Below are 20,912 nucleotides of genomic sequence, written 5' to 3' on the forward strand. Positions count from 1 at the left end.
CAGCTCCTACGGTCCAGCGGGAGCAAGCGCCCTCGCCACAGGAACAGCACCGGTTCAAAACAGGAAATAACGCTGCGCCATCGGCAGCACTTCGGCCGGTTCGCACCACAGCAACACGCCGTCGGCCTTGACCTGGTAAGTCTGCGGATCGACGTCTATGCTCGGCAGGTAGTCGTTGTGGATCAGGTCGGTCTTCTGCACGTCGCGGCAGCCTTTGACCACGGCGATTCTTTTCTTCAGCCCCAGTTGTTCCGGCAATCCGGCCTCGGCGGCGGCCTGGCTGATGAAGGTCAGGCTGGTGGCATGCCGTGAGCCGCCGTAACTGGCGAACATCGGTCGGTAGTGCACCGGTTGTGGCGTCGGGATCGAGGCGTTGGCGTCGCCCATCAGGCTGGCGGCAATCGCTCCGCCCTTGAGGATCAGCGTCGGCTTGACGCCGAAGAACGCCGGGCGCCACAGCACCAGGTCGGCCCACTTGCCCACTTCGATGGAGCCCACTTCATGGCTGATGCCGTGGGTGATCGCCGGGTTGATGGTGTACTTTGCGATGTAGCGCTTGATGCGGAAATTGTCGTTGCCTTCGCCGTCGCCGGGCAGGGCGCCGCGTTGCTTTTTCATCTTGTCGGCGGTCTGCCAGGTGCGCGTGATGACTTCGCCGACGCGGCCCATGGCCTGGCTGTCGGAGCTGATCATCGAGAAGGCGCCGAGGTCGTGGAGAATGTCTTCGGCGGCGATGGTCTCGCGGCGGATGCGGCTTTCGGCGAAGGCCACGTCTTCGGCAATGCTCGGGTCCAGGTGATGGCAGACCATTAACATGTCCAGGTGCTCGTCGATGGTGTTGCGGGTGAACGGCCGGGTCGGGTTGGTGGAACTAGGCAGCACGTTGGGGAAGCCGCAGGCCTTGATGATGTCCGGCGCATGCCCGCCACCGGCACCTTCGGTGTGGTAGGTGTGGATGGTGCGCCCCTTGAACGCGGCGAGGGTGGTTTCCACGAAGCCCGACTCGTTGAGGGTGTCGGTGTGGATCGCCACCTGCACATCGTACTGGTCGGCCACGCTCAGGCAGTTGTCGATGGCCGCGGGCGTGGTGCCCCAGTCTTCGTGCAGCTTCAGGCCGATGGCCCCGGCCTTGACCTGCTCGATCAACGGCTCCGGCAGACTGGCGTTGCCCTTGCCGGTGAAGCCGATGTTCATCGGGAAGGCATCGGCGGCCTGGAGCATGCGCGCCAGGTGCCACGGCCCGGAGGTGCAAGTGGTGGCGTTGGTCCCGGTGGCTGGACCTGTGCCGCCACCGATCATGGTGGTGACGCCGCTCATCAGCGCTTCTTCGATCTGCTGGGGGCAGATGAAGTGGATGTGGGTGTCGATACCGCCGGCGGTGAGGATCATGCCTTCGCCGGCGATCACTTCGGTGCTGGCGCCGATGGCGATGGTCACGTCGGGCTGGATGTCCGGGTTGCCGGCCTTGCCGATGGCGGCGATGCGCCCGTCCTTGAGGCCGACATCGGCCTTGACGATGCCCCAGTGGTCGATGATCAGTGCGTTGGTGATCAGCGTGTCCACTACCTCGGCGGCCAGCAACTGGCTCTGGCCCATGCCGTCGCGAATCACCTTGCCACCGCCGAATTTCACTTCTTCGCCGTAGGTTGTGAAGTCTTTTTCCACTTCGATCCACAACTCGGTGTCGGCCAGGCGGACCTTGTCGCCGACGGTGGGGCCGAACATGTCGGCGTAGGCTTGTCTCGAAATCTTCATGTGCTTGCCTTGGAATTCAATTGAATGTTGAAACCGTTCGCTGCGCTCACTCATCGCGAGCAAGCTCGCGCCCACACTTGATCGCGTTTCCCTGTGGGAGCGAGCTTGCTCGCGATGAGGCCAGTGCAGGCACCCTATGACTTACAGGTCGCCCATGACCCGCCCGGCAAACCCGAACACCCGGCGATGCCCGGCCAGGTCCACCAGCTCCACCTCGCGGCTCTGGCCCGGTTCGAAACGCACCGCGGTACCGGCCGGGATGTTCAGGCGCATGCCACGGCTGGCGGCGCGGTCGAAGGTCAAGGCGTCGTTGGTTTCGAAAAAGTGATAGTGCGAGCCGACCTGGATCGGTCGGTCACCGCTGTTGGCGACGTTCAGCGTGAGCGTGCGGCGACCGACGTTGAGTTCGATGTCGCCGGGCTGGACCTGGTATTGCCCTGGAATCATTGCGGTTGCCCCAAAATCTTGTAGTAAATGGCGGTCGGGGTGTAGGTCCCGTCCGGGCTCTGGCAGTAGTCGGGCAGTTCACCGACCCGGGTGTAGCCCATGGCGCGGTAGAACGCCTCGGCCTCGGAACCGGCCTCGGTATCGAGGTACAACAGGCCACGCTTGTGCTGGCGGGCGCCAAGTTCCAGGGCGCTCATCAATTGCTGGCCCAGCCCGCGGCGGCGAGCCTCACCGCGGACCAGCAGTTTCTGCACTTCGGCGCGGTTGAGGCCGTTGGGCTTCTGGCACAGGGCAAGCTGGACGCTGGCCTGTACCTGTTCATCCTTGACCACCACCCACAGCAGCAGATGGCCCTGGTTGAGGCTGGCCTGGACCTCGTCGAAATAGGCGCGGGCCTGGACAGCATCGAGATCGGCCATGAACCCCACGCTGGCCCCGTAGCCGACGGCGTCGAGCAACAGATCGATCAGGCCCTGGCGATAATGGGCAAAGCTCTCGGCGTGGACCCGACGCAACTGGGCGGCGTTCATTGGCTTTTCACTCCTTGTTGTTGGCAGGCGGTAGCGCCCCGGGGTTGAGGTTCAACTGCATGAAGGTCAGGTCCAGCCAGCGGCCGAACTTGGTCCCCACCTCGGGCATCTGCCCGGTGATCACGAAACCGGCGCGCTCGTGCAGGCGAATCGAGGCCGCGTTGCCGCTTTCGATGGCCGCGACCATGACGTGTTTATCGCAGGCCCTGGCACGTTCGATCAGCGCGCCCATCAGCAGCGGGCCAAGGCCATTGCCGCGTTGATCGCTGCGCACGTACACCGAATGCTCCACGGTGTGGCGAAAGCCGTCGAACGGCCGCCAGTCGCCGAACGAAGCGTAGCCCAGCACATTGTCTTCGGCGTCGACGGCCACCAGCACCGGGTAGCCCTGGGTCTGCCGGGCGCTGAACCAGGCCTGGCGATTGCCCAGGTCCACGGCTTGTTCGTTCCAGATCGCCGTGGTGTTGAGGACGGCGTCGTTGTAGATCTCGCGGATCGCCGGCAGGTCTGTGGCATGGGCGTCACGAACGTGGGCAGTCATGACATGGCCTCAGGCAATGGGTTGGTGGACGGTGACCAGTTTGGTGCCGTCGGGAAACGTCGCTTCGACCTGGATCTCCGGGATCATTTCCGGGATGCCTTCCATCACCTGCTCGCGGCTCAACAGCGTGGTGCCGTAGTGCATCAACTCGGCGACGGTCTGGCCGTCACGGGCGCCTTCCAGCAGCGCGGCGGAAATGTAGGCCATGGCCTCCGGGTAGTTGAGCTTCAGGCCCCGGGCCAACCGTCGTTCGGCGACGAGGCCGGCGGTGAAGATCAGCAGCTTGTCTTTTTCGCGTGGGGTCAGGTCCATGTGCAATCCATAAGGGCAGATAAAAAATTCGGGCTAAAACATGTCCCCCTGTGGGAGCGGGCTTGCTCGCGAATGCGGGCTCACACTCAACAGTTGAGTTGGCTGACACACCGCCTTCGCGAGCAAGCCCGCTCCCACAGAAAAGCCAATTCAAGTACTCCAGATTCTCGGGGGCATGGCCTCCCGACCGAGCAGCGCCGGGCGCAGAAGCCGCCACAACGCAATCAACCACCCCCGCGCCAGCAACGCCTCGCTCGCCAGGCACCGCGCCACAACCAGGCCGGGCAATTGGGTCAGGTCGCCGCGCACGGCATGGCCCAGGGATCGGCATTGCTCCAGCAACTCGCTGTCGATCTCGCCGGTCACCAGCAACGTGGCAAACACCGGATCGCCGCCCAGCCCGATGGGCGAGTCCAGCAGCCCATCACCGCCCACAATGCGCTGGCGCTCATGCCACAGCAACTGGCCGTCGCGGCGAATGTCCAGTCGCGATTGAAAGTGCCCCAGGTCGAACCGCTCGCCGCTGGCCGGTCGGCCGAGGGCGACCATGTCCCAGTAGAACAGGCGTGCGTCGCCCTGCAGGTCGATACTCGTGCCGAGTTCGGCCTGGGCCGCGCTGAAGACGATGGTTTCCTGGGGCAGCCATTCCAGGGTCGCGCCGGGGGCCACGCTCAGGGTCAATTGTTGGTACGCCGAGCCGGCAGCGCGGTACCACTTGGCCGCGCCGGGGCTGGTCAGTTGCGCCCAGGCGCCAGGGCCGACATGGGCCGAGATGTCCAGCCGGTCACCGCCGGCAATCCCGCCTGGCGGGTGGACGATGATGTGCTGGCACACCTCGGGGCCTTCGGCGTACAAGTGCTTCTGCACCCGCAGCGGGCCTTTGTGGCGGCGCTGTACCGGGCGTGTGCACTCGCCAAAGCGGGCGTAGCCCAATTCCAGCTCGGCGTGCCAGCTGGGGGTGAACAGGGCCGAAGGCGCCAATGAACAGACAGGTAGATTCATGATTTCTGATTATCGTCAGGACGCTACAGACTAGATCGTAACCAGCCCGCGCACACCCTCGGCTTCCATATTTTCTCCGCGCCCTTGCTGCACGATCTCGCCCCGGGACATCACCAGGTACTGATCGGCCAGCTCGGCGGCGAAGTCATAGAACTGCTCCACCAGCAAAATCGCCATGTCGCCCCGAGCCGCCAGCTTCTTGATCACCACGCCGATCTCCTTGATCACCGAGGGCTGGATGCCTTCGGTGGGCTCGTCGAGAATCAGCAGGCGCGGGCGACTGGCCAGGGCCCGGCCAATGGCGAGCTGCTGTTGCTGGCCGCCGGACAGGTCACCGCCACGGCGTTGTTTCATCTGCAGCAGCACCGGGAACAATTCGTAGATGAAGGCCGGCACTTCCTTGGCTTCGGCGCCGGGAAAGCGCGCCAGGCCCATCAGCAGGTTTTCTTCCACCGTCAACCGCCCGAAAATTTCCCGGCCCTGGGGCACGTAGGCAATGCCGGCATGCACCCGTTGGTGCGGCTTGAACGCGGTGATGGCCTTGCCCTCCCAACTCACCGCACCTTCCTTGGCCGGCAACAGACCCATCAGGCATTTGAGCAGGGTGGTCTTGCCCACGCCGTTGCGCCCCAGCAGGCACGTCACCTCGCCGACCTTCACGTCGAACGACAGGCCCCGCAGGATGTGGCTACCGCCGTAGTACTGGTGCAGCTTGTCGACTTGCAGCATGTTCCAGATTCTCCTCAAGTTCCCTGTGGGAGCGAGCTGCTCGCGATAGCGGTGGCTCAGCCAACCTTGAAGGTGAATGTTCAATGGCTATCGCGAGCAAGCTCGCTCCCACATAAAAGCGATCAGCGACCGAGATACACCTCGATCACCCGCTCATTGTCCTGCACCTGTTCCAGCGACCCTTCGGCCAGCACGCTGCCCTGGTGCAGCACGGTGACGTGGTCGGCGATCGCGCCGACGAAGCCCATGTCGTGTTCCACCACCATCAGCGAATGCTTGCCCGCCAGGGACTTGAACAGCTCGGCGGTGAACTCGGTCTCGGCGTCGGTCATGCCCGCCACCGGTTCGTCGAGCAACAGCAATTGCGGGTCTTGCACCAGCAGCATGCCGATCTCCAGGAACTGCTTCTGCCCGTGGGACAGCAACCCGGCGGCGCGGTTGACCGACGTAGTAAGGCGGATGGTCTCGAGCACTTCGTCGATACGGTCGTGCTGCTCGCCAGTGAGTCTTGCCCGCAGGCTGGCCCACACCGATTTGTCGGTCTTGAGTGCCAGCTCCAGGTTCTCGAACACGCTCAGGGCTTCGAATACCGTAGGCTTCTGGAACTTGCGCCCGATGCCGGCCTGGGCGATCTGCACTTCGCTCATGCTCGTCAGGTCCAGGGTCTCGCCGAACCAGGCCTTGCCGTGGCTGGGCCGGGTCTTGCCGGTGATCACGTCCATCAGCGTGGTCTTGCCGGCGCCGTTGGGGCCGATGATGCAGCGCAATTCGCCGACGCCGATGTACAGGTTCAAATCGTTCAGGGCCTTGAAACCATCGAAACTGACGCTGATGTCTTCCAGGGTCAGGATGGTGCCGTGGCGGGTGTTCAGGCCCACGCCGGCTGCCTGGCCGAGGCCGATGGCGTCGCGGCTGCTGCCTTGGTCCTTGTTGGGCTCCAGGATGGGTTCGAGCATGAAATCCGCCGTAGGTGTGATTCGCATCATTCGCTCCTTTTCTTCAGCAGCCCGATCACACCCTTGGGCAGATACAGGGTCACGACGATGAACAGGGCGCCGAGGAAGAACAGCCAATATTCAGGAAACGCCACGGTGAACCAGCTCTTCATGCCGTTCACGACCCCGGCGCCCAGCAACGGCCCGATCAACGTGCCGCGTCCGCCAAGGGCGACCCACACGGCGGCCTCGATGGAGTTGGTCGGCGACATTTCGCTGGGGTTGATAATGCCCACCTGCGGCACGTACAACGCTCCGGCCAGGCCGCACAACACCGCGCTCAACACCCAGACGAACAGCTTGAAACCACGGGGATCGTAACCGCAGAACATCAGGCGGTTTTCCGCATCGCGCAGGGCGGTCAGTACCCGGCCGAACTTGCTGCGGGCCAGGCGCCAGCCGATGAACAGGCTCGCCACCAGCAGCAACACCGTGGCGAAAAACAGCACCGCCCGGGTGCCGGGCTCGGTGATGCCGAAGCCCAGGATCGTGCGGAAATTGGTGAAGCCGTTGTTGCCGCCAAACCCGGTTTCGTTGCGGAAAAACAGGAGCATCCCGGCGAAGGTCAGGGCTTGGGTCATGATCGAGAAATACACGCCCTTGATCCGTGAGCGGAAGGCGAAGAAGCCGAACACCAGCGCCAGCAACCCCGGCGCCAGCACCACCAGGCACATCGCCCAGAGGAAACTGTCAGTGCCGGCCCAGTACCAAGGCAACTCGGTCCACGACAGGAAGGTCATGAACGCCGGCAAGCCGTCCCCGGCGGCCTGGCGCATCAAGTACATGCCCATGGCGTAGCCGCCCAGGGCGAAGAACAGGCCGTGGCCCAGGGAGAGCAAGCCGGCGTAACCCCAGACCAGGTCCAGTGCCAGGGCGACGATGGCGTAGCAGAGAATCTTGCCCACCAGGGTCAGGGTGTAGGCCGAGACGTGCAGCGGATTGTCCGCCGCCAGCAGGGACAGCAATGGCAGGCTCAGCAGCACGGCCAGAATCAGCGCGCCGACGGCGAGGGTGACTTTGGGACCGGCCTTTTGCGTGGCCGTGAGCATCAGGGGCTGGTTCATCAGTCGATTACCCGTCCTTTGAGCGCGAAGAGGCCTTGCGGACGCTTCTGGATGAACAGAATGATCAGCGCGAGGATCAGGATCTTGCCGAGCACGGCGCCGATCTGCGGTTCGAGGATCTTGTTGGCGATGCCCAGGCCGAACGCGGCGAACACACTGCCGGCCAACTGACCGACACCACCGAGCACCACCACCAGGAACGAGTCGATGATGTAGCTCTGGCCCAGGTCCGGGCCGACGTTGCCGATCTGGCTCAGGGCCACGCCTCCGAGCCCGGCGATGCCCGAGCCGAGGCCGAAGGCGAGCATGTCCACGCGGCCGGTGGGCACGCCGCAGCAGGCGGCCATGTTGCGGTTCTGCGTTACGGCGCGCACGTTCAGGCCCAGGCGCGTCTTGTTCAGCAGCAGCCAGGTCAGCACCACCACGAACAAGGCGAAGGCGATGATCACGATGCGGTTGTACGGCAGCACCAGGTTCGGCAACACCTGGATCCCGCCCGAGAGCCAGGCTGGGTTGGCGACTTCGACGTTCTGCGCACCGAACACCAGGCGCACCAGTTGGATCAGCATCAGGCTGATGCCCCAGGTGGCGAGCAGGGTTTCCAGCGGCCGCCCGTAGAGGTGGCGAATCACCGTGCGCTCCAGGGCCATGCCGATGGCCGCGGTGATGAAAAACGCCACCGGCAGGGCGATCAGTGGATAGAACTCGATGGCGTTCGGGGCGAAGCGCTGGAACAGCAGTTGCACCACATAAGTGGAATAGGCCCCCAGCATGAGCATCTCGCCGTGGGCCATGTTGATCACCCCCAGCAGGCCAAAGGTAATCGCCAGGCCGAGGGCGGCGAGCAGCAGGATCGAGCCCAGGGACATGCCGCTGAAGGCCTGGCCCAGCAACTCGCCCACCAGGAGTTTGCGCTTGACCTGGCCGAGGCTGGTTTCAGCGGCGGTGCGCACGGCGGCGTCGGTTTCGACGCCGGGTTCGAGCAGGCCTTCCAGGCGAGTGCGGGCCAGTGGATCGCCGGTTTCCCCTAGCAGGCGGACGGCGGCCAGGCGCACGTTCGGGTTGGTGTCCACCAGTTGCAGGTTCGCCAGGGCCAGGCTCAGGGCGGCGTGTACGTCTTCGTCCTGCTCACCGGCCAGTTGCCGATCGAGAAACGCCAGTTGCGCCGGGCGGGCACTTTTTTGCAGCTGTTGCGCGGCGGCCAGGCGTACGCGGGCATCGACGGCGAGCAGTTGATGGCTGGCCAGGGCGGTTTCGATCAGCCCGCGCAAGCGGTTGTTCAGGCGCAGGATTTTTGGCTGGCCGTCGACGATCAACTGGCCTTGTTGCAGGGCGTTGATCAGTTCGACACGCTCAGGCTCCGGCTGCGCGGCCCAGGTTTCCAGGAGTTTGGCCTGTTGGGTCGGGTTGGCGGCGACGAAGTCTTCGGCGTCGCCGGCGTGGGCCTCCAGTGGCAACAGCAGCACCAGGGCGAGGATGAGGCGGTAAAGGGCGGTGGGCATATGCTAGGCCTTGCGCAAACTTTCTTTTGTGGGAGCGGGCTTGCTCGCGAATGCGGTGTGTCAGGCGACTCAAATGTTGAACATGAGTCCGCATTCGCGAGCAAGCCCGCTCCCACAGGGGGTGTGTGTCGGCCCGGGGATTGGGGCCGACACCCATGGGCTCAGTTGCTCTTCACCGCATAGTCAGGCTTCTTGTCGTTGCCGGCGATGAACGGGCTCCACGGTTGCGCGCGGATCGGGCCTTCGGTCTGCCAGACCACGTTGAACTGACCGTCGGCCTGGATCTCGCCGATCATCACCGGCTTGTGCAGGTGGTGGTTGGTCTTGTCCATGGTCAGGGTGTAGCCCGACGGTGCGGCGAAGGTCTGGCCGGCCAGGGCTTCGCGGACTTTGTCGACGTCGGTGGACTTGGCTTTCTCGACCGCTTGCGCCCACATGTGGATGCCGACGTAGGTGGCTTCCATCGGGTCGTTGGTCACCGCTTTGTCGGCGCCCGGCAGGTTCTTGGCCTTGGCATAGGCTTTCCAGGAATCGACGAATTTCTTGTTCGCTGGGTTATCCACGGATTCGAAGTAGTTCCACGCCGCCAGGTTGCCCACCAGCGGCTTGGTGTCGATGCCGCGCAGTTCTTCTTCGCCCACCGAGAAGGCCACGACCGGTACGTCGGTGGCTTTCAGGCCCTGGTTCGCCAGTTCTTTATAGAACGGCACGTTGGAGTCGCCGTTGACCGTGGAGATGACCGCAGTCTTGCCCCCGGCCGAGAATTTCTTGATGTTGGCCACGATGGTCTGGTAGTCGCTGTGGCCGAACGGGGTGTAGACCTCTTCGATGTCCTTGTCTGCCACCCCTTTGGAGTGCAGGAACGAGCGCAGGATTTTGTTGGTGGTGCGCGGGTAGACGTAGTCGGTGCCCAGCAGGAAGTAGCGCTTGGCGCTGCCGCCTTCTTCGCTCATCAGGTATTCCACCGCCGGAATCGCCTGCTGGTTTGGTGCCGCGCCGGTGTAGAACACGTTCGGCGACATCTCTTCGCCTTCGTATTGCACCGGGTAGAACAGCAGGCCGTTGAGTTCTTCGAACACCGGCAACACGGATTTACGCGACACCGAGGTCCAGCAGCCGAACACCACGGCGACCTTGTCCTGGGTCAGCAACTGCCGGCCCTTCTCGGCGAACAGCGGCCAGTTCGACGCCGGGTCCACGACCACCGCTTCAAGCTTCTTGCCGTTCACACCACCCTTGGCGTTGATCTCGTCGATGGTCATCAGCGCCATGTCCTTGAGGGACGTCTCGGAGATCGCCATGGTGCCGGACAACGAATGCAGGATGCCGACCTTGATGGTCTCGGCGGCCTGGACGGTCCAGGCCATGCCCATCGCGGCAATGCTTGCCGAGAGTGTAAAAGCCTTGATCAAGCTACGACGCTTCATTGTGCGATCTCCATGGACTTATGAGTTTTTTTCGAGGGCAGATGCAAACGCTGAAAGCGCTTTTGCAAGGGGTGTGCCCGGTCGGAGAAAGGCTTTGAAACAAGGGGAAGGCGCAGGGGTTGGACAGGGTGGCGCACCATGAGTGCTCGTCATGCGGTGGCTGGTGCGACCTGGTGCGCCACATTGGGGCGTCTTGATCGCGGCCACTGAAGATCCCACAATTGATCTGTATGCAGCTTGGAGGGCGAGCGCGATAGTAGAACGTTCGCGCCGCCTTCCGTTAGTGCACTGTCTCAGCTTGAAGATGAAGCCGCCTCAGGCTGGCGATTGAACCGGGTAACCAGCCGGTCCAACAGCCACACCACCACCAGTGAAGCCCCCACCAACGGGAACACCAGCGCCAGGGCCAGCATGATGAAGACCCCGGTTTTCCAGGTCGGCAAGTCGTGGCGCAGCGGCGGCACGCCGAACTTGCCCTGGGGCCGGCGCTTCCACCAGATCACCAGGCCACTCACGGCGCTGAGCAGGATCATCAGGCAAACCAGCAGCACGAGGATCTGGTTCACCGGGCCGAACATCTTGCCTTCGTGCAGCATCACCCCGGTTTCGGTGGCGCGGGCCACGATGCTGTAGTGCTCCCAGCGCACGTCGGCCAGGACCTTGCCGGTGTACTGGTCCACGTGCAGGGTGGCGTCGTGGCGTGGGTCATCGGCGAACACGGCGACGGTGAACACGCCGCTGGCCGTGGTGGGCAACGTGATGCTATAGCCGGGCGTGACCTGGCGTTCGGTGGCGATATCCTGCACCGCTTGCAGACTGACGGTCGGGGCGGCGGGGCCTTCGTGCGTGCCACCGTGGCCCATGTGCTCGGCATGGTCGCCGGACATCGGTATCGGCGTATTTTCCATGGCCCAAGGCACGGTCTGGCGGTGGGCGTTGTTGAGGCTGCCGGCCTCGACGTCGGACTTGGGCACGTCATTCCACATCGCCGCCGGGAAGCGGTTCCAGAGGTTGGCGTATTGCTTGCCCCAGAAGCCGGTCCAGGTCATGCCGCTGAGCAGCATCACCAGCAGGAATGCCGCGCCCCAGAAACCGACGACGACATGCAGGTCACGCCAGAACAAGCGCCCGCGCGCGCTCCAGCGCGGCCACAGCACACCGGCCGATGATTGTCCGCGCGGCCACCACAGGTACAGGCCGGAGACCACCAGCACCACGCCCCAACCGGCGGCCATTTCCACCAATCGGTCACCGACGGTGCCGATCAGCAATTCGCCGTGGATCGCCCGGGCCATGGCTTGCAGGTTGTTCTTCGCATCCTGTTCGCCAAGGATGTCGCCGTGGTATGGGTCGATGAACACATTCAGTTCCCGGCCCTGGTCGATCACCACGAACTGCGCGCTGCGTTCGGCGTTGACCGGTGGCAGGTACTGTTTGACCTGGCCTTCGGGGTAGGCCTGGCGGACCTGCTTGAGCAGGTCGTCTGCCGCCAGGGTGTGATGCCCGGCCGGCACGTTCAACAGGCTGCCGTACATCAGTGGATCGAGTTGCGGTTTGAACAGATAGATGATGCCGGTCAGGGCCAGCATCACCATGAACGGCGCCACGAACAGCCCGGCATAAAAATGCCAGCGCCAGGCCAGGTTGTAGAAATTCGGTTTCGGTTGGCTCATTGCAAAGCGCTCCGCAGGGCAAATTGGGTTGTTATGTTGTGCCGTCAGTCCAGGTGGAATCGAACCCTGTGGGAGCGAGCTTGCTCGCAATAGCAATGGTTCAGCTTGCATCGATGTTGAATGTACCTTCGCCATCGCGAGCAAGCCCGCTCCCACAGTTTGTGTTCTTGCTGACAGATCTCCGGTGCCGGTTAGAAACTCATGTCCACCTTGGTCCAGAGCGTGCGCCCCGGTTCGTTGATGGCCTGCGGGTCGCTCGCCGGGTAGCCGAACCCGGCGTTGCCGGCCAGGTTCAAGTGTTCGGCGTAGGCTTTGCCGAACAGGTTGTCGACACCGCTGCTGACCTTCCAGTGTTGATTGATGCGATAGGCACCGTTGAGCGAGAACACGCCGAAGCCCGAGCTTTTGCCGTAGTCCTTGCCCACCACGTTGCCCTTGTTTTCATCGACACGGTGTTGCGCCGCCACCACCCGCCACAGGGCGCCGGCACTCCAGCGGTCTTCGCTGTAGGTCAGGCCCAGTCGTGCGTCCAGAGGCGGCATTTGCGCCAGGGCGCTGCCGTCGCTGCTGTTCTTGCCCCAGGCGTAGGCGAGGGTGGCATCGGCTTTCCAGCGCTCGCTCAGCTTGTAGGCCGCACCCAATTCACCGCCCATGATCCGCGCATTGATGTTCTCGGCCCGGGAGGTGCTGCCCATCATGCCGGGGGTGTAGTCGAAGAGGATGTAGTCGCGTACCTGGCCGACATAACCCGACGCCCAGGCTTCGAGGGTTTCGGTCTTGTACTGCAGGCCGAAGTCGAGCTGGGTGGTTTTCTCCGGCTTGATCGAATCGAAGGCATTCAGCGACCCGCTGGGACCGGCGTCCGGCGAGAACAGCTCCCAGTAATCCGGGAAGCGTTGCGCGTGACCGACGCCTGCGTAGAGGGTGGCGGGGCTGTCGTCCAGGTCGTGCTCGTAGCGAACGAAACCGCTGGGCAGCGTGTCGGCGCGAGTGTCGTCGGCGGTGGGGTTGGGGCGGGCCGACATACCGGAACCGATGCTTTGGCGATAGTCCTTGGCCGAGGCCCGGTCGAGCCGGGCGCCGGTGATCACTCGGTCGCGGTCGGCGGCATACCAGGTCAATTCGCTGAAGACGCCGTAATTGTGGAAGTCGGCGTCCTTGGTGTACGGCAGGTTCTTGTAGGTGTCGACGCCCATGCTGCTGCGTTGGCGATGTTCGTTGGTCTGGGCGTCCAGGCCGCTGATCAATTGCACATCGGCCCAGCGCCAGGTGGCCTTGATGCGCGCGCCCAGGGTGCGGCGGTCGACGTTGGAAGCCATGGGCCCGGCCATCATCCCGGTGCCGGACGGCGTGCGCAGCGTGTAATTGTCCATCACATGGTCGGCATAGTTGTAGTAGACCTGGGCCTCGACCTTGTCCAGCACCTCGCCGATGTTCGAGCGCTCGAAACGCAGCCCGAGGCTTTCGCGCTTGAACTGTGAGCCGTCCATGCCGCGTCCGGCGTAGCGCGCTTCACCGTCGCCCTTGCCGGCCGTCAACTCCAGCAAAGTGTCGGCGTCCGGCGTCCAGCCAAGGGTGACGTCGCCATTCCACTTGTCATAGCGCGACGGCACGGTGTCGTTGTTGCCGTCGCGGTAGTCGTCCGAATGGGCGGTGTTGCCGATCACCCGTACATAGCCCAGCGGGCCACCGGCGGCGGCATCCACCACTTTGTCGAAACGGCCGTTGGAGCCGGCCAGCACACTGGCGTTGACCCTGGTGCCCAGCTCGCCGAACTGTTCCGGCTCGCGCTCGAACAGCACGGTCCCGGCCGAGGCGCCGGGGCCCCAGAGCACGGTTTGCGGGCCTTTGATGACGGTGAGCGTGTCGTAGGTTTCCGGCGAGATATAGGAGGTGGGCGCGTCCATCCGGCCTGGGCAAGCACCCAACAACATGCTGCCGTTGGTGAGGATGTTCAGTCGCGAGCCGAACATGCCACGCAGCACCGGGTCGCCATTGGTGCCGCCGTTGCGCACCAGGGCAAAGCCCGGAATGGTCTTGAGGTAGTCGCCGCCATCACTGGCCGGCACCGGTTGGCGCGGGTCCTTGGGGTTGGTGACGACGGTCAGGGGCGAACTGGGGGCGATGGCGGTAATGACCGTCGGGCTCAGTTCGTCGACCTGATGGTCGTGATGCTCGTGCTCGTCGGCCAGCGCGAGAGGCGTGAGCAGCAGGCCGCACAGGGCGGCTATGGTTTGGCGCAAACGAACCGGTGGCTCGTTCAGGGGGCAGCGAACCTGGGCAGAGCCCAACGCGATGCCAGCAGAAAACCTGGACATGATGATTCCATCGAACAAACGTAGACGACACGGTCGGGCAGCCTGGAGCTGTCTTGTACGACCGATGAGTGGAGTGTCGGCTTACGCGTCGAGGGGCGGTGCGCGGGTGCGAGCACCCGGGAAGAATGCGGTGCGGGCATGGCCCAGGCGCGGGGAGGGGGCGGTGTAGGTGTTGGCCAGTGGTGTTTCAAAGGTGGCGAAGCCCTGGCTGCCAGTCAGCGCCGGACAGTTGAACAGCAGGCTGCAATAGCCACACTTTTCCCACAGTGCGTGGTGCTCGCGCTGGGGCGGGCAGTGTTCGTCGGTTGAGGCCTCGTGTTCGGCGTGGGCTCCCGCCGGCATGTCCATGCTCATGTCCATCGACATGCTCATGTTCATGCTCGCAGGCATGCGCTGATCCATCGGCATCGACTGGGAAATCAGCGGACCGATAAAGATCATCAGCATGGCGAACAGGCTGATCCAGCTGCCGCGTGTCAGGCTCATGGGCTGACGGCGGGGCATGGATGGCCTGGCGCGAAGGGCGTGCATGGGCGGCGACGTCTACTGGGCGTGCATGTGTGTCTTGGTGCCGTCGGGCGCTTTTTTCTGCACCGCGACGTCGACCGTGACATCCCCCGCTTTCTCGAAATGCAGGGTCATGGGGAAGCGCTTCCCGTCGCTGAGCAGGCTGCGGTCATTTAAATCCAGCAGCATCACGTGATAGGCCATTGGCGCGAAAGTGACAGTCGCACCCGGGGCGATATCGACGTCGGATACCGGTTGCATTTTCATCAGGTCGTTTTGCATCACATGCTCATGGAGCTCGGCCTTGCCGGCGATGGGCGAGTCGACACTGAGCAGCTTGTCGGCGCTGGTGCCGCCGTTGTGGATGACGAAATACGCGGCCACGGTAGGCGCATTGGGCGGCAACTCTTGAGACCACGGGTGGGCGATTTCAAGATCGCCTGCCTTGTACTGGTGAGCTTGGGCAAAGCCGACGGGAAGCAGCAGGGCGGCCAGCAGGATAAGTCTGTTCAACATGGCGATTCTCCGGAACGATTCAGGGCGCAGGTGTATGCGGAAAGAATCAGACCAGGGGCGAGGCGCGGGGATTGAGGCTTGGCCACTGCTGGCGGGGCGTGGGGTTATCGAGTTTCGATTGGGCGATGCCGCGATGATCGAGTTGGGCATCCAGGTAAAGTTGCGGGGTATGGCCGGTGAGTGCCACCAGCGACGCGGTGCCGGCGCAGCACCAGCAATGCTGCATCGTCGAGTGAGTGTCTTTCTGTGGCGTGCCCTGTTCGAGCGTGCCCAGGGAAATCGCGACCATTTTCGTGCCGCTGGACGAGCAGAAACTGCCCCACAGCAGTTGCTCGGCTGGCGAACTGGCAGTCGCGCCACCGCTGTTGGAAAGCGGCATGGCAAGCATGTTGAACAGCACTGCGAAGCAGGCGATCCAGGCAAATGCAAGCCGTTGTCGGGACATGGGGCAATCCGCTCGGTTGGGCGATCAGGTGGCGGTATTTAGCCTGATCGTGGGGTAGAAGTAAAAAGGCCACGTGCGGTGTAGGGTCGCAGGGCTTGGGTTAACAGTAGCAATAGATTGTCGGGTGCGTACTGGTGCGGCGCGCAAGCTTACTCCTGCTATGGCGTGAAGAGGCCTTGGAACCTGATACAGCGTTTTGCGAACGGCACATGAAACCTCCGTGGCGAGGGAGCTTGCTCCCGCTGGGGCGCGAAGCGGCCCCAAACTGCAACTGTGGTGTGTCAGCAATAGGGTACTCATCCTCTTGGGACTGCTACGCAGTCCAGCGGGAGCAAGCTCCCTCGCCACAGGGATTCTCGATCAGTCGATATTCGGTTGTTCGAGATTGGAATCGTAGACCATTCGTGTCATGCGTTCCGCCCGGGCGATGTCGTTAAGGGCCGCTCGAATCAACACACCGTCGCCGTTGTCCTCTTCGAAGCAAGCGTCCAGATATGCCTTCATTTCCTCCGGCGTTTTGAGATAAGTGGCTGCATCGAAGCGTGAGAATTTTTTGATCATGCTTGACTCTCGTTGCGGACTTTATCCGCCACCTGCCTGGCACCTGAAACCCTGTGGCGAGGGAGCTTGCTCCCGCTGGGGCGCGAAGCGGCCCCAAAAACTGCAACTGTGGTGTGTCAGCAGTAGGGTGCTCATCTTCTTGGGACTGCTACGCAGTCCAGCGGGAGCAAGCTCCCTCGCCACAGGGCGTTCAGGTGGGATTGAAGAGAAAGCGAAGGATCATCCTCGCCATCTCCTGCTCCCCGTTCAAAAACAGGACTACGGCTTCATCCATCAGAATCTGCGCGAACTCAGGATCATGCCCCGCGCGTTCGGCAATCGTATGTTTGTAGCTTCGTGTGAGGGCCACGCGTTACCTTTTAATAAATGACAGAACCACAAAGGGGCCGGGCTTGATCAGTCGATGCTGATCAAGCCCGGTGTTTTTTATCGTTTTTCCACGACATCCAACGCCCGATTCGCCAACAATTGACCCAGCTCGATCATCTGCTGGACTGCCAGCGCAATATGGCGTCGGGAGCCATTCAGGTCGAACAGCAGATCACTGACTATTGCATTGGCTGAAGCCAGGGTTTCGCTGAGGTTGGCGAGCAGGCATTCGGCATCGACGTCAGGTGCGATGATGAAAAGGGTGTCGGGCGTGTCGCGAGCTTCTTTGTCAGCTGGCGGCTTGAGGTAGTAATCCAAGGCGCGTGTGGCTGCTGCTTCGTCGAGCTTTTGAGCGTTGTCCGATTGGGGGCGGGAAGTTTGGTCTTCTTGGTTGGTGGATTCGGTGTGATCTTGAACATTGCTGGAAACTCCATGTTATGGAGCCGCAACGGTTTCGCGACTAAACGAAGGGCGGCGGCTGTACGCAGGTTAGTCGACCGGGGAGTCCAGCAATACCGGCGCGCCCGAGGGCGCCCTGCGCGCAACCACCATCGAGTGCAGGAATGACTACCTGACTGGACGGAGCTTATGAACCCGCTGAAGACCACGGGCGACTAAACCCGATCACTGATGGGCAGTGACGGGGACCAAGTTACCGAGGGATCCCAAAGCGCACAAGCCAGCGGATTCTGGCGTAGTTGTAGGTAGCGGCGCAAGACAATGTAGCCAGGTGCCGAAGTTCTGACGGACGAAATTGTAGGGCTGTTCGGAGTTTCTAAACATCGCGACAAAAACGGCCTTAGATCGGGTCCCGCAACGCCAACAAAACCTCACCCACTGTCCCAAACTCCCGATCAACAACCGGCAACACCGGCCGCTTCAACACCAGCACCGGCAGCCCAAGCTCCCTGGCTACTTCCAGCTTCGGCTCAGTGGCCGTGCTCCCGCTGTTCTTGCTGATCAGCACATCGATCCGTCGGCGTTCGAACAGCTCGCGCTCGCCTTCGATGTGGAACGGCCCGCGGGCGCCGATGACTTCGCAGCGTTCATTGCCGGGGTAAACGTCCAGGGCGCGCAGGGTCCAGAATTGCTCTGGCGGAATTTCGTGCAGGTGTTGCAGCGGTTCGCGGCCGAGGGTGAACAGCGGGCGGTGGAAGGGTTGCAGGGCTTGGATCAGTTCAGCCCAATCGGCCACTTCGCGCCAGTCATCCCCGGCCTGGGGCTGCCAGGCCGGACGGCGCAGGGCCCAGCAGGGAATGCCGCAGGCGCGCGCTGCGTGGGCGGCGTTGTGGCTGATTTGCGCGGCGTAGGGGTGTGTGGCGTTCAGCAGCAGGGCGATGCCTTGGTCGCGAATGAATTGCGCCAGGCCTTCGGCACCGCCGTAGCCGCCGACGCGGACCTGGCAGGTGAGGTCGGTGGGGACGCGACCGATGCCCGCCAGGCTGTAGAGGTGATCGGGGCCCAGGGTGCGGGCGATGGCCAGGGCTTCGGTGACACCACCGAGCAGCAGGATGCGTTTCATTGGAAGCTTCCGGCGTGACCGACGATCCCACCCTGGCGGTCGATGGCGAAGACTTCGACCTGGACCTGGGCCGGCACCACACTGCGAGCGAAGGCCAACGCGTGCTCGCACACCGCATTGCCGAGGGCGACGCCGGCGGCGCTGGCCATCGCCAGGGCCTGTTGGCTGGTGTTGGCGTCTCGGATGCTCTGCTGCAAAACCTCATCGGCACCGATGGCGGCCGCCCATTCGGCCAATTGCGGCAGGTCGATGCTCGAGTGGCGGCTGTGCAGGTCCATGTGGCCGGCGGCGAGTTTGCTGATCTTGCCAAAGCCGCCGCAGAGGCTGAGTTTTTCCACCGGCACCTTGCGCACATGCTTGAGCACGGCGCCGACGAAGTCGCCCATTTCGATCAGGGCGATTTCCGGCAAGTCGTAGACCCGGCGCATGGTGTCTTCGCTGGCATTGCCGGTGCAGGCGGCGATGTGCAGGTAACCGTTGGTCTTCGCCACGTCGATGCCCTGGTGGATCGAGGCGATATAGGCCGCGCAGGAGAATGGCCGGACGATGCCGCTGGTGCCGAGGATCGACAGGCCGCCGAGGATGCCCAGTCGCGGGTTCATGGTTTTCAGCGCCAGGGCTTCGCCGTCCTCGACATTGACCGTGACTTCGAAACCACCGGTATAACCGCTTTCCTCGGCCAGGCGACCCAGGTGATCGTTGATCATTTTGCGTGGCACCGGGTTGATCGCCGGCTCACCGACACCCAGCACCAACCCCGGTCGTGTCACCGTGCCTACGCCGCGACCGGCGACGAAACGCACGCCGGGTTCGGCGATCAGGCGTACCTGGGAAAACAGCAGGGCACCGTGGGTCACGTCCGGGTCATCGCCGGCGTCCTTGATCGTCCCGGCCTCGGCGCCTTGTTCGGTCAGGCGACAGAACTCCAGGCGCATCTGCACCTGCTTGCCCTTGGGCAGTACGATTTCCACGGCGTCGGCTTCGGTGCCGCGCAGCAGCAGACGGGCCGCCGCCAGGCTGGTGGCCGTGGCGCAACTGCCGGTGGTCAGGCCGCTGCGCAGGGGGGCGGGTTGTTCGGCGGTTTCGTCACGCATCGAGAGGTTTCGTCAGGTCCAGCAAGGTAATCGGCAAGGCCTGGCGCCAGGTGTCGAATTCGCCCAACGGCTGGGCCTGGGCGATGTGGATGCGGGTCAGCTCACCGCCGTGACGTTCACGCCAGTGCATCAGGGTCATTTCGCTTTGCAGGGTCACGGCGTTGGCGACCAGCCGACCGCCGGGCTTGAGTTGGGCCCAGCAGGCGTCGAGCACGCCTTCGCGGGTGACGCCGCCACCGATGAACACTGCGTCCGGACGCTCCAGGTTGTCCAGCGCCTGCGGGGCGCTGCCGCGAATCAGTTGCAGGCCGGGCACGCCGAGGGTGTCGCGGTTGCGTTCGATCAAGCCTTGCCGGCCTTCGTCGGCTTCGATGGCCAGGGCTCGGCAACTGGGGTGGGTGCGCATCCATTCGATGCCGATGGAGCCGCTGCCGGCGCCGACGTCCCAGAGCAACTCGCCGGGGGTCGGGGCGAGGCGGGCGAGGGTGATGGCGCGCACGTCGCGTTTGGTCAACTGGCCGTCATGCTCGAACGCGCTGTCCGGCAAACCGGCCAAGCGTGACAGTCGCGGTGTCGACGGTTCGGCCCGGCATTCGACGGCGATCAGGTTCAGGTCGGCGACGGTGTCATCGGACCATTGCGCGGCGCTACCGTCGATACGTCGTTCTGCCGCACCTCCCAGATGCTCCAGTACGGTCATGGCGCTTGGGCCGAACCCCCGCTCGCGCAGCAACGTCGCCACGGCGGCAGGGCTGTGACGGTCATTGCTCAGCAGCAACAGCCTGACGCCTGTGGATAAATGCCCATTGAGCGCCGCCAGGGGACGCGCCACCAGCGACAGCGTGACCACGTCCTGCAACGGCCAGCCCATGCGCGCCGCGGCCAACGAACAAGAGGAGGGCGCGGGGATGACCAGCATCTGATCGCTCGGCAGCTGTTTCGCCAGGCTGGCGCCCACGCCGTAGAACATCGGGTCGCCGCTGGCCAATACACACACCGACTCGCCCCGTCGCGCCAGCAGCGGTTCCAGGGAGAACGGGCTGGGCCACAATTCCCGTTCGCCGCGGATGCACACCGGCAACAGCGCCAACTGGCGAGCGCTGCCAACAATGTGCGATGCCCGCAGCAAGGCATGGCGAGCCGTTCGGCCCAGGCCCTTGAAGCCTTCTTCACCGATGCCCACTACGGTCAGCCAGGGGGTCATCTTTGTTCCTCGAATGAATGGGGTTGATCGACAGGCGTGTTGCCGCCGCGAACCGGGCCGCCATCATACCGCGCCCCGGCGGATCAGGCGCCTGGCGCAACATTGTTGTGGCTGCCAGACCGCTTTCGCGAGCAAGCCCGCTCCCACAGTGTTGATGGGGGGAACACAAATTTTGTACCCGCCGAAATCCCTGTGGAAGCGGGCTTGGCCGCGAAGGCGCCGGTCCATTCAACATCTTCTTTTCCGTAGACCGCCATCGCGAGCAAGCTCGCTCCCATAGGGGATTTTGGGGTGAACACAGAATCTGTGCACAATTTGACCAGAACTGTGGGAGCGAGCTTGCTCGCGATGGCGGAGGAACAGACAACCTCATTGGATCAGGCCGCTCGTGTTCTTGAG

General features: G+C 63.5%; 19 protein-coding genes and 3 pseudogenes. All 22 read right to left on the reverse strand.

Going from position 1 to position 20,912, the window contains the following annotated elements:
- Nucleotides 1-54: 54 nt before the first annotated feature.
- The 22 genes and pseudogenes from ureC to cbiE all read right to left on the reverse strand — a co-directional run bounded on the left by ureC (nt 55) and on the right by cbiE (nt 20,513).
- Nucleotides 55-1,755, reverse strand: coding sequence for an urease subunit alpha (ureC, locus tag BT125_RS21745; RefSeq protein WP_060743085.1), 1,701 nt, complete (start codon nt 1,753-1,755; stop codon nt 55-57).
- Between the two features lie 141 nt (nt 1,756-1,896).
- Nucleotides 1,897-2,202, reverse strand: coding sequence for an urease subunit beta (locus tag BT125_RS21750; RefSeq protein ID WP_014336352.1), 306 nt, complete (start codon nt 2,200-2,202; stop codon nt 1,897-1,899).
- The gene (locus BT125_RS21755) at nt 2,199-2,732 is read right to left on the reverse strand and encodes a GNAT family N-acetyltransferase (protein WP_060739380.1); all 534 of its coding nucleotides are present in this window, start codon (nt 2,730-2,732) and stop codon (nt 2,199-2,201) included. Before BT125_RS21755 ends, BT125_RS21750 begins: the two co-directional genes overlap by 4 nt.
- 7 nt (nt 2,733-2,739) lie before the next feature.
- Nucleotides 2,740-3,273 (reverse strand): GNAT family N-acetyltransferase, encoded by a 534-nt coding sequence (locus tag BT125_RS21760; protein WP_072410202.1) that lies wholly within the window; start codon nt 3,271-3,273, stop codon nt 2,740-2,742.
- Between the two features lie 9 nt (nt 3,274-3,282).
- Nucleotides 3,283-3,585 carry an urease subunit gamma gene (gene ureA, locus BT125_RS21765; RefSeq protein ID WP_003197350.1) on the reverse strand — a complete coding sequence of 101 codons (303 nt, stop codon included), beginning with the start codon at nt 3,583-3,585 and terminating at the stop codon, nt 3,283-3,285.
- A gap of 150 nt (nt 3,586-3,735) precedes the next feature.
- Nucleotides 3,736-4,587: an urease accessory protein UreD gene (locus BT125_RS21770; protein ID WP_072410214.1), complete on the reverse strand. Its 852-nt coding sequence runs from the start codon at nt 4,585-4,587 to the stop codon at nt 3,736-3,738.
- 30 nt (nt 4,588-4,617) lie between these two features.
- Complete coding sequence (urtE, locus tag BT125_RS21775; protein WP_072410216.1) at nt 4,618-5,316, reverse strand: urea ABC transporter ATP-binding subunit UrtE; 699 nt, start codon at nt 5,314-5,316, stop codon at nt 4,618-4,620.
- Nucleotides 5,317-5,438: 122 nt separating this feature from the next.
- Nucleotides 5,439-6,299, reverse strand: coding sequence for an urea ABC transporter ATP-binding protein UrtD (gene urtD / locus BT125_RS21780; RefSeq protein ID WP_060739376.1), 861 nt, complete (start codon nt 6,297-6,299; stop codon nt 5,439-5,441).
- Nucleotides 6,299-7,375, reverse strand: a complete 1,077-nt coding sequence (urtC, locus tag BT125_RS21785; protein ID WP_072410218.1) for an urea ABC transporter permease subunit UrtC — start codon at nt 7,373-7,375, stop codon at nt 6,299-6,301. Before urtC ends, urtD begins: the two co-directional genes overlap by 1 nt.
- Complete coding sequence (gene urtB, locus BT125_RS21790; RefSeq protein WP_072410220.1) at nt 7,375-8,877, reverse strand: urea ABC transporter permease subunit UrtB; 1,503 nt, start codon at nt 8,875-8,877, stop codon at nt 7,375-7,377. The genes urtC and urtB overlap by 1 nt, the downstream gene beginning before the upstream one ends.
- 161 nt (nt 8,878-9,038) lie before the next feature.
- Nucleotides 9,039-10,304 (reverse strand): urea ABC transporter substrate-binding protein, encoded by a 1,266-nt coding sequence (gene urtA / locus BT125_RS21795; protein ID WP_025211599.1) that lies wholly within the window; start codon nt 10,302-10,304, stop codon nt 9,039-9,041.
- A 293-nt stretch (nt 10,305-10,597) separates the two neighbouring features.
- Nucleotides 10,598-11,977, reverse strand: coding sequence for a PepSY-associated TM helix domain-containing protein (locus tag BT125_RS21800; RefSeq protein WP_072410222.1), 1,380 nt, complete (start codon nt 11,975-11,977; stop codon nt 10,598-10,600).
- 191 nt (nt 11,978-12,168) lie between these two features.
- The gene (locus tag BT125_RS21805; RefSeq protein ID WP_072410224.1) at nt 12,169-14,295 is read right to left on the reverse strand and encodes a TonB-dependent copper receptor; all 2,127 of its coding nucleotides are present in this window, start codon (nt 14,293-14,295) and stop codon (nt 12,169-12,171) included.
- A gap of 81 nt (nt 14,296-14,376) precedes the next feature.
- Complete coding sequence (locus BT125_RS21810; protein WP_072410227.1) at nt 14,377-14,826, reverse strand: DUF2946 domain-containing protein; 450 nt, start codon at nt 14,824-14,826, stop codon at nt 14,377-14,379.
- A gap of 12 nt (nt 14,827-14,838) precedes the next feature.
- A complete protein-coding gene (locus BT125_RS21815; RefSeq protein WP_072410229.1) occupies nt 14,839-15,318 on the reverse strand; it encodes a copper chaperone PCu(A)C in 480 nt (159 codons plus the stop codon).
- Nucleotides 15,319-15,364: 46 nt separating this feature from the next.
- Entirely contained in the window at nt 15,365-15,763 is a 399-nt protein-coding gene (locus BT125_RS21820) for a DUF2946 domain-containing protein (protein ID WP_072410230.1), read from the reverse strand.
- Nucleotides 15,764-16,129: 366 nt separating this feature from the next.
- A pseudogene (locus BT125_RS21825) lies at nt 16,130-16,324 on the reverse strand (DNA-binding protein); the annotation flags it as partial.
- Nucleotides 16,325-16,517: 193 nt separating this feature from the next.
- A pseudogene (locus tag BT125_RS29740) lies at nt 16,518-16,673 on the reverse strand (transcriptional regulator); the annotation flags it as partial.
- Nucleotides 16,674-16,750: 77 nt separating this feature from the next.
- A pseudogene (locus tag BT125_RS21835) lies at nt 16,751-17,112 on the reverse strand (DUF6124 family protein).
- A gap of 380 nt (nt 17,113-17,492) precedes the next feature.
- Nucleotides 17,493-18,215, reverse strand: a complete 723-nt coding sequence (locus BT125_RS21840; protein WP_072410234.1) for a cobalt-precorrin-6A reductase — start codon at nt 18,213-18,215, stop codon at nt 17,493-17,495.
- Entirely contained in the window at nt 18,212-19,309 is a 1,098-nt protein-coding gene (locus BT125_RS21845; protein ID WP_072410236.1) for a cobalt-precorrin-5B (C(1))-methyltransferase, read from the reverse strand. The genes BT125_RS21840 and BT125_RS21845 overlap by 4 nt, the downstream gene beginning before the upstream one ends.
- Complete coding sequence (cbiE, locus tag BT125_RS21850; RefSeq protein WP_072410238.1) at nt 19,302-20,513, reverse strand: precorrin-6y C5,15-methyltransferase (decarboxylating) subunit CbiE; 1,212 nt, start codon at nt 20,511-20,513, stop codon at nt 19,302-19,304. The genes BT125_RS21845 and cbiE overlap by 8 nt, the downstream gene beginning before the upstream one ends.
- Between the last annotated feature and the right edge of the window lie 399 nt (nt 20,514-20,912).

It is taken from the genome of Pseudomonas sp. NFACC04-2 (genome assembly GCF_900119265.1).
GTDB lineage: Bacteria > Pseudomonadota > Gammaproteobacteria > Pseudomonadales > Pseudomonadaceae > Aquipseudomonas > Aquipseudomonas fluorescens_AA.